At 62.8% G+C, this 7,965-nt stretch carries 7 protein-coding genes and 1 tRNA gene; 1 reads left to right on the top strand and 7 read right to left on the bottom strand.

Annotation, left to right across the window (positions count from 1 at the left end; genetic code table 11):
- Positions 1-192: 192 nt before the first annotated feature.
- The 6 genes from SO180_RS41565 to SO180_RS41540 all read right to left on the bottom strand — a co-directional run bounded on the left by SO180_RS41565 (position 193) and on the right by SO180_RS41540 (position 5,552).
- Entirely contained in the window at positions 193-534 is a 342-nt protein-coding gene (locus SO180_RS41565; RefSeq protein WP_449384562.1) for a type II toxin-antitoxin system mRNA interferase toxin, RelE/StbE family, read from the bottom strand.
- Between the two features lie 3 nt (positions 535-537).
- Positions 538-864, bottom strand: a complete 327-nt coding sequence (locus SO180_RS41560) for a hypothetical protein (RefSeq protein ID WP_449384561.1) — start codon at positions 862-864, stop codon at positions 538-540.
- 3 nt (positions 865-867) lie between these two features.
- Entirely contained in the window at positions 868-1,194 is a 327-nt protein-coding gene (locus SO180_RS41555) for a hypothetical protein (protein ID WP_449384560.1), read from the bottom strand.
- Between the two features lie 470 nt (positions 1,195-1,664).
- Positions 1,665-1,740, bottom strand: a tRNA-Lys gene (locus SO180_RS41550).
- 333 nt (positions 1,741-2,073) lie between these two features.
- Positions 2,074-4,743 (bottom strand): glycosyltransferase, encoded by a 2,670-nt coding sequence (locus SO180_RS41545; protein WP_449384559.1) that lies wholly within the window; start codon positions 4,741-4,743, stop codon positions 2,074-2,076.
- 230 nt (positions 4,744-4,973) lie between these two features.
- Positions 4,974-5,552, bottom strand: coding sequence for a beta-1-3, beta-1-6-glucan biosynthesis protein (locus tag SO180_RS41540; RefSeq protein WP_449384563.1), 579 nt, complete (start codon positions 5,550-5,552; stop codon positions 4,974-4,976).
- Between the two features lie 335 nt (positions 5,553-5,887).
- On the opposite strand from SO180_RS41540, the gene SO180_RS41535 reads away from it, so the two are divergent.
- A complete protein-coding gene (locus SO180_RS41535) occupies positions 5,888-7,447 on the top strand; it encodes a glycoside hydrolase family 17 protein (RefSeq protein WP_449384558.1) in 1,560 nt (519 codons plus the stop codon).
- Here the strand turns inward: SO180_RS41535 and SO180_RS41530 are convergent.
- Positions 7,407-7,787, bottom strand: a complete 381-nt coding sequence (locus tag SO180_RS41530; RefSeq protein WP_449384557.1) for a hypothetical protein — start codon at positions 7,785-7,787, stop codon at positions 7,407-7,409. The genes SO180_RS41535 and SO180_RS41530 overlap by 41 nt on opposite strands.
- Positions 7,788-7,965 lie beyond the last annotated feature (178 nt).

The following is a 7,965-nucleotide window of genomic DNA, read 5'->3' as shown; positions in this document are numbered from 1 at the left end:
GTTGAGGCCCTCGCCAAAAAATGGGCAGGCAAGCGCGCCAAACGCAGCTAACCCGCGGCCTGCACCGGAGGGTTACAGCAGGTCTACGCATGCCACGATCAAAGCGGCAGCGCGGGCACCTCGCAAATTATCGATCCGTGGTGGCTGAAGGAGCGACCGGTCTACTGCCCGTCGTAGCTGCCGCGGCAGCTATTACTCCTCGTTCCTCAACTGCTTTGCCAGCACCTTCGCTTTGGGGCCCTTGAGATCTGCGTGAGTGCAGACGCGAAGTAGTTTAATGGCGCCGCCGGGAAGCGGCTTATAGATCAGAAGGACGTCGCCCGCGAGATGACACTCCATAAAGCCCTTGAAGGGACCGTCTAGCTTGTGGTCCTTCATCTTTGCAGGCAGGGCAGTCGGAGGAATTGATCGTTTGCGGCGATCAAATTCCGTCATCGCCTCGCTGATGCCGTCTGTCTTGAATCGAGCCCAGGAATCTTTGAAACCAGATGCGAGCTGCCACTTTGCGTGGTTCCGCTTTGGCTTCTCCGGCATGGACTAATCGCGATTTAGCCATTCCAGCATGTCTACGACGTTGTCGAAGCTCGCTTCGGGCTCGGCGGCATCTGCCGCCAAAATGTCTGCAACAAAATCCGAATCGTACACACTGCCGCCAGCGGTATGGATAGCAAACGAGAAACCTAACGTGACGTTCGAGATGGTGACGTTACCGGTCATCGTTCCATGCTGCGGCTGGCTTATGTATCCGCCTGCGTTGAAAGACGTCAGAAAGTGTGTTCCGCCAAACGCGGGAACGCTTGTGGTAACGGGAACGACCCTCACCGCATGTGCCGCGACCTCCCGCTCAGCTGTTCTTGCGCTCATCCCTCAGCTCTTCTTTTTCAGGTCTTCCGGAACCCGAGCTTGATTGACCATCGTCAACTGCATCTCGTAGATCGGCTCTCCATCCTGATTATATTGGTCGACCATCTTACGCACGTCCAGCACAACAGCTTTGGCGCGCAACACAGTGCCGTCGGCAAGGGTAAACTCGCTCCATGCCTCCTTGGTCGAGACGATATCGATCGGTTCCTTGGGGCCTTGGGGATTGTAACCAAGTACAATTTGCGAGGCCCCAGCGGGCGGGCTCGGGGGAAGTGGCGGAACGCCCTGGCGGCGGCTGGGGATCGGCTGCCGTTTGTTGCTCTTCGCCATCAATCTGCCTGCGATCGGGGATCTAGGGACTCGTAACACAAGCACAACGCCTGCGTAGGCCCAAATCTGCAACGCGGCTGATGAATTTAGCGTAAGGACGCCCGACGAAATGCGCACCAAAACGGTACAATTGTGATTTGTGCTGTCCGGTGCAGATGCGTGCACGGGCGATCCCGCCACTGGCAGGTCTGTGAACAGCTTGAAGCCATAGACGCCGACCCCACAACCGGAGTCTGATCCGCGGCCAACTCGTCAATTATGGTCTCAGTCGACACCTCCGGGACCTCCGAAGCTGTTTCGCGACGATCGCGACGAGTGCCGCCGCCAGGGCAAGCAACACAAGCAACGCGCCTCCGACAATCGCAAGAACCGTCATGGCCGGCCTCGCGATGTGTGCATAGTGTGTGCATGGCGCAAAATCGCGCTGTGATTTGGTGTGTCAAAATTGGCTTTAAGTCTTTGATTTAGCTTGGTGAGCGCGCTGGGGCTCGAACCCAGGACCCCGTGATTAAAAGTCACGTGCTCTACCGGCTGAGCTACGCGCTCCCATGGCCGCTTGATGGCTTCGCGGATCGGTCGCCATCGCCTTCGGACATTCGAGAAGCATGTCTTGCCGCAACTTAACGCTTGTCGCGGGGAAAACCGGTAAGGCAATTTCCGGATCATGCTTTCGGCCCGCGCTGTGTAGGGTGAGCGGCCGCTGAGGTCAATAGCGTGCGCGGTTGCCGCAGATCGCGGCAGGGGCAGGGATTCGCGCAGTGTTTCCGCCAGTTAGAGCGGAATTTTCAACTTGCCGGCTGCGTGTCATCCCCGCCGAAGAAACGAGGCCGTCCACCGCGGAGCCTCGACCGGCGCGCTTCAGTCGGCCGCGGGCCGCGCTCAGTTGGCCTCGCGGCGGACCTCGCTTGCGACCGGCTGCGAGGAACCGGCGGGGCTCGGCAGCGCGACAGGGCGCAGGCCGATCAGCTCGGCGGCGCGCACGGCGCTGTCGCGCCAGAACTGGAACGAGTTGATGCGGCTGAGCTCCAGGATGGCGATCGCGACCGCCGCCAGGAACGGCAGGCTCTGGAGCACCAGGACGCCAGCGAAGATGTAGATCTCGGTGATCTGTCGGAAGCTGTTGGAGGCGACCAGCACGCCGGCGCCGATCAGCAGCAGCGCGCCGATCACGGCTTCCCAGAACGCCTGGAACTCGATCGACATTCGCGATAGGCCGCCCTTGGAGGTGCGGGCGAAAGCGATGTGCTCGGTGATCAACCCTTGCGCGACCGCGCGCGACACCGTCCACTGCACGCTCATGGCGGCGATCATGGCGCCCAGCATCTGGCCGGGCCTCACCGCGACACGCAGACGGTACATCGACAGGAAGTGCGCGAGCGAGACCACGAAGGCGGCGATGATCGGCAGCGTCAGAATCTTGTCGGGGATTGCGATGTCGGCGAAGGCGACGATCGGCACCCAGACGAGGTTGAGGAGGGCGACGACGACGCCAAGGCTTTCAGCTCCCAGCCAGTTCAGCCAGCCGAGGCCGTATTCGCGCTTCTGGTCCTGCGTCAGTCGGCTCGCGCCGGGCATGAAGCGCCGCCAGTGTTTCTTCACGATCTGCAAGCCGCCATAGGCCCAGCGGTGGCGCTGCTTCTTGAACGCCTCGTAGGTGTCGGGCAGAAGGCCTTGGCCGTAGCGGTGCCGGGTGTAGTGCGTGGTCCAGCCGAGCTCCTGGATCGCAAGGCCGAGATCGCTGTCCTCGCAGATCGTGTCGCTCGACCAGCCGCCGGCCATGTCCATCGCGGCGCGGCGGATCAGGCACATCGTGCCGTGCACGATGACGGCGTTGAACTCGTTGCGCTGGACCATGCCGATGTCGAAGAAGCCGGCGTATTCGCCGTTCATGATGTAGTGCATGATCGACAGGTCTTCGTCGCGGTGATCCTGCGGCGCCTGCACGAGGCCAACACGCGGATCGGCAAAGGCCGGCACCAGATCCTTCAGCCAGTCCGGATCGACGACATAGTCGGCATCGAGGATGCCGATGATCTCCGCATCCGCCGCGGTGCGGTCCATGGCGATGCGCAGCGCACCGGCCTTGAAGCCCTGCACTTTCTCGGCGTTGATGAACTTGAAGCGCTCGCCGAGCGCGCGGCAGTGATCCTGGATCGGCTGCCAGAAGGCGGGGTCGGGCGTGTTGTTGATGATGACCACGCACTCGTAGTTCGGGTAGTTCAGCCGCGCCAGCGCATCAAGCGTCTGCTTGAGCATGTCGACCGGCTCGTAATAGGCGGGAATGTGGATCGAGACCTTCGGGAAATAGTTCTCGGGGACGCCTTCGACCGGCTTGCCCTTGGCGAGCAGCCGGCGCGGCGGCCGGCCGAAGGCGACCGCGGCGATCTCCTCGATCCGCGCCATCGCAATGAGCACAAGAGGAACAAGAAGGATCATGCCGAGCGTCAGCGCGAAGGCCGAGCCGAACAGGAAATAGTGGCCGGCCCAATAAGCGAACACGGTCGCGACCCAGGCGCCGACGCCATTCGCAGTCGCCGACAGCAGGAACGCCTGCCTGGCGGTGGGCTGCTCCAGCCGCAGAATCGGTAGCGAGAGAAGGATGCCGACGAGCAGCGCGATCGTCATCAGCTTCCAGTAGTCGGGGTTCTCGACCGGGCCGGTCCACGAGAATTTCGGCTCGCGGCTGGCGTTGAGGATGCCCCAGTAAGGACCGACACCGCCTTCGAAGAACTTCCAAGGCTGATCGATCGCCTCGACGATGTTGTATTCCATGCCGATGGCTTCGGCGCGGCTGACGAAGTTGCGCAGGGTCAGCGCTTGCTGGAACGGACCGGGGTCAGCGTTGCGCAGATTGTAGCCCGCGCTCGGCCAGCCGAATTCGGCGATCACGATGCGCTTGCCGGGGAACAGATTGCGCAGCAGGTTGTAGCGGTCGACGGCCTGGTCGACCGCCTGATCCGAGCGGAAATTCTCCCAGTAGGGCAGCACGTGGGCGGCGATGAAGTCGACATTGGAGGCGAGGTCCGGATTGTCGCGCCAGATGTTCCAGATCTCACCGGTCGTGACGGGCACGCGAACCGCGCTCCTGACCTTCTTGATCATGTCGATCAAGTCTTCGACCTTCTGCTCGCCGCGATAGATCACCTCGTTGCCGACGACGACGCCGATCACGTTGCTGTTCTTCCGGGCGAGGTTGATGGCGGCCTCGATCTCGCGCTGGTTGCGCTCGTCGTTCTTGTCGATCCAGGCGCCGACCATGACCTTGAGGCCGAACTCCGCGGCGATCGGCGGCACCAGCTCCACGCCGCCAGTGGACGAATACAGGCGGATGGCGCGCGTCATTGTCGACAGCGTCTTCAGGTCGGCGCGGATTTTCTCGATGGTCGGAATGTTATCGATGTCGGGGTGGGCCGATCCCTCGAACGGCGCATAGGACACGCTCGGCAACAGACCCTTGAAGTCCGGCGCGGGCTCCTTGTCGCGCAGGACTCCCCACAGGCCGGCGTGAAGTGCGGACACGAGCAACAGAACGGCAACGATGGCACGCATCGCGGCTAAACCAATTGGGGCTGAGATGGCAGGGAAGCGGATCCGACCCCGAGATCCGACCGAGTCCGCGGCAAACGGAACATACCTCTGCCACGCCTTTTCACAACTGTCATGACGCCGTGTCGTTTAGCGGCATGGCCTTTTGAGGGCACCGACGATCTGAAAAGCACGAGCAGTGCCAATCGCCGGTATCGCCCATCGTTCCTGAACGGCGGGTGAAGTGATCGCGGCTATTTTTGGGGGGCGGCGGGCGAGGGGCTCGCGGCAGGCGCAGGGCTTGCAGTCGGCTGCGGCGAAGTGCCGGTCGTCGGCGCGGGCGGTTGGGACGCCGCGGCAGCCGCCTGCTGGGGCTGCGCCGCCGGATTGATCCAGCAGGCGTGCACGCGGCTGTCCAGGGTCTCGGCGACCTTGGGATCGATCTGGCCGCCAAAGCGGGTCAGGCAGCGGAACGCCGCCTGAATGTGGCCGCCGGGGCAGCCGAAGCGGTCGTAGAGATCGAGATGGCGGAAGGCGGTATCGAGATCATCACGCCACATCAGCCGCACCACGCGGCGGCCGAGCCAGACGCATTCGGGGTTTCCGGCCGGGCCGTTGATGGCTTGGGCAGCCTCGGCGAACTCGTCGGTGCGGCGCTGGTTCTGGTTGGCGTCCTTGGCGGCGTCAGCTGGTGTCGTGGCGGCCGCCTTGCCCTGGTCCTGGGGAGAGCCGCTCTGGGCAAGCGAGCTTGAAAGGCCGAGCAGAACGATGAGGGAGGGGACGGCAACATGCCGCAGGACCGCATTCGTTAACTCAAGCACCCGTCGCCGCATAAATTCCCCGATCTCTCTGGCCGCCCGCGCGAGACCTCCACGGACGCGCGGTGTGATGCCGTCCAAATGGGTCTCCAATGCGGCGGAAAAGTCCCGTTGAATCCCATGACTGGTATTTCAAGCTTTGTCCAGCAAAGTCACCATGCTATGCGCCGGTCGAAGAGCCGCAGGCGAATGGGACGGGATGGCAGGTGCAATTGCCGCATTGTCGGTATTGGCCCCTTGGCAGACGGCCTGCAAGCAGGTAATCGACGGGCCCTTCGCGGAGGACGGAACCGATTACTCTTCGTACGCCACTGGCGCTCTTGCTCTTATCGTTGGGTGCGATTGCTGCCGTGTGGTGGTGGCTGGCCACGCCGATCACGCTGGCGCGCGCGCCCATCGATCCCAGTTCCAAGCTGCAATGCGTCTCCTACGCGCCGTTCCGCGGTGATCAGACGCCGCTCGACCCCTCGACGCATATCGGGGCCGACCAACTCGAGCAGGATCTGCGACAGCTCAAGGAGATCACCGACTGCGTTCGCACCTATTCGATCGAGAATGGGCTCGATCAGGTGCCGGCGGTCGCCACCAAGGTCGGTGGGCTGAAGGTGATTCAGGGCATCTGGCTCGGCAGCAACCGCTCCAAGAACTTCTCTCAGGTCGCGACCGCAGTCCGCTTGAGCAAGGAATTCCCCGACACCATCACCTCGCTCGTGGTTGGCAACGAGGTGCTGCTGCGCGGCGAGATGACCACGGCCGATCTCGTGGCGATCATCCGTTCGGTGAAGGCTCAGGTTACCGTTCCCGTGACCTATGCCGACGTTTGGGAATATTGGCTGAAGAATCGCGAGGTCTACGACGCCGTCGACTTCGTCACCATCCACATCCTTCCCTACTGGGAGGATTTTCCGATCCGTGCCAAGTTCGCGGCCGGCCATGTCGAGCAGATCCGCCAGCGCATGGCGGTTGCCTTTCCGGGCAAGGAGATCCTTATCGGCGAAACGGGCTGGCCGAGCGAAGGGCGCATGCGCGAAGGCGCGCTCCCCTCGCGCACCAACCAGGCGCGCGTGGTGTCGGAGATCCTGACCCTCGCCAAGGCGCAGGGCTTTCGGGTCAACCTGATCGAGGCCTATGACCAGCCCTGGAAGCGCCAGATCGAAGGCACCGTCGGTGGCTATTGGGGCTTCATCGATTCCGTCCGCCGTCAGCTCAAATACCCGCCGGGCGAGCCGATCAGCAATTTCCCATACTGGAAATGGTACATGGGCGCCGGCATGGCCGTCAGCGTGCTGGTGTTCGCAGTCGCGGGCCTGACCTTGCGTCGGCGACCCTGGACGCCGCGGTTCTCGGCGTGGCTCGGCGTCGGCATCTCGGCGACATCAGCCGGCATGCTGTTCGGGATCGCTTTCGACAAGATGTACTATGAGAGCTACGGCTGGGGCGGCTGGCTGCAATGGGGCGCGCTCCTTGCCGCCGGCGTGCTGTCGCCGATCTTCTGCGCGCAAGCGCTAGTGTCGGGGCGGGGACTGCCGACGTTCCTCGATATCCTGGGTCCGCGCGAGGCGCGGAAATGGTCAAAACTAACCGCGGCGCTTGGGCTAACGCTTGCGGTGACCGCCGTGATCGCGGGCGAGACCGCGCTCGGTTTCGTGTTCGATCCCCGCTACCGCGATTTTCCGTTCGCCTCGCTGACCATGGCGGTGGTGCCGTTTGCACTTCTGATGCTGAACCGCCCCCAGACCGGCGTGCGTCCGCTCGCGGAATCGATCTTTGCCGGCCTCTTGGCGCTGTCGGCGGCCTATGTGCTGATCAACGAGGGCCGCGACAATTGGCAGTCGCTATGGACCTGCGCGATGTATCTGTTGTTCGCGCTTACGCTGTGGCGGGCGCGGGCCGCGCAAAGCCCAGAATAAGCAGCCCGATCGCGATCCCCGACAGCACGATGTTGTAGAGCACGATGCCGAGACCTGCGGCGACCACGCCCAGCGTCAACAGCACGATCGAGGGCCGCATCAGGTTCAGCGTCGCGATCACCAGCGCGACGATGCCGAATACCGAGTTCTTGAACAGCACTGTCGCGGTCGCGCGCGCCTTGCAGATCACGGTCTGCAGGCCGGCGTCGCAGGCGAGCGAGACTTGCGAGAACTCGACGGCGAGATAGCGCAGGTAGAGCGCATAGCCGACGGTGACGAAGCCAACCACGAGCAGGAACTGCACCTGGTAGGGCGTGAGGCGGAACGGTTTCTTCTTCATGGGGGCAATATGGTCGGGAAGGCGGATGCGGGCAACAGGTAAGGCGAAGGCCTTGCGAATTTGCCTCAGAGTTTCGCGATAACGGACTGACTCAACTTCAGTTTTTGTTTCGGCTGAAGAACGAGGATATGGTTGAGGCGGCCGTCGTCTCTTGCTTGGGCGGCGGTGGGGCCGCTGG

The organism is Bradyrhizobium sp. UFLA05-112, from assembly GCF_053572325.1.
The sequence above is the reverse complement of the archived record's forward strand: the minus strand, read 5'-3'. Positions and strand labels throughout refer to the sequence as shown.

Bases quoted from the DNA above. Each gene is read 5' to 3' on its own strand.
- SO180_RS41555 (WP_449384560.1), bottom strand. From the start codon at position 1,194: ATGGCGAAGAGCAACAAACGGCAGCCGATCCCCAGCCGCCGCCAGGGC.
- SO180_RS41540 (WP_449384563.1), bottom strand. From the start codon at position 5,552: ATGCGGCGACGGGTGCTTGAGTTAACGAATGCGGTCCTGCGGCATGTT.
- SO180_RS41530 (WP_449384557.1), bottom strand. From the start codon at position 7,787: ATGAAGAAGAAACCGTTCCGCCTCACGCCCTACCAGGTGCAGTTCCTG.
- SO180_RS41545 (WP_449384559.1), bottom strand. From the start codon at position 4,743: ATGCGTGCCATCGTTGCCGTTCTGTTGCTCGTGTCCGCACTTCACGCC.
- SO180_RS41565 (WP_449384562.1), bottom strand. From the start codon at position 534: ATGCCGGAGAAGCCAAAGCGGAACCACGCAAAGTGGCAGCTCGCATCT.
- SO180_RS41560 (WP_449384561.1), bottom strand. From the start codon at position 864: ATGAGCGCAAGAACAGCTGAGCGGGAGGTCGCGGCACATGCGGTGAGG.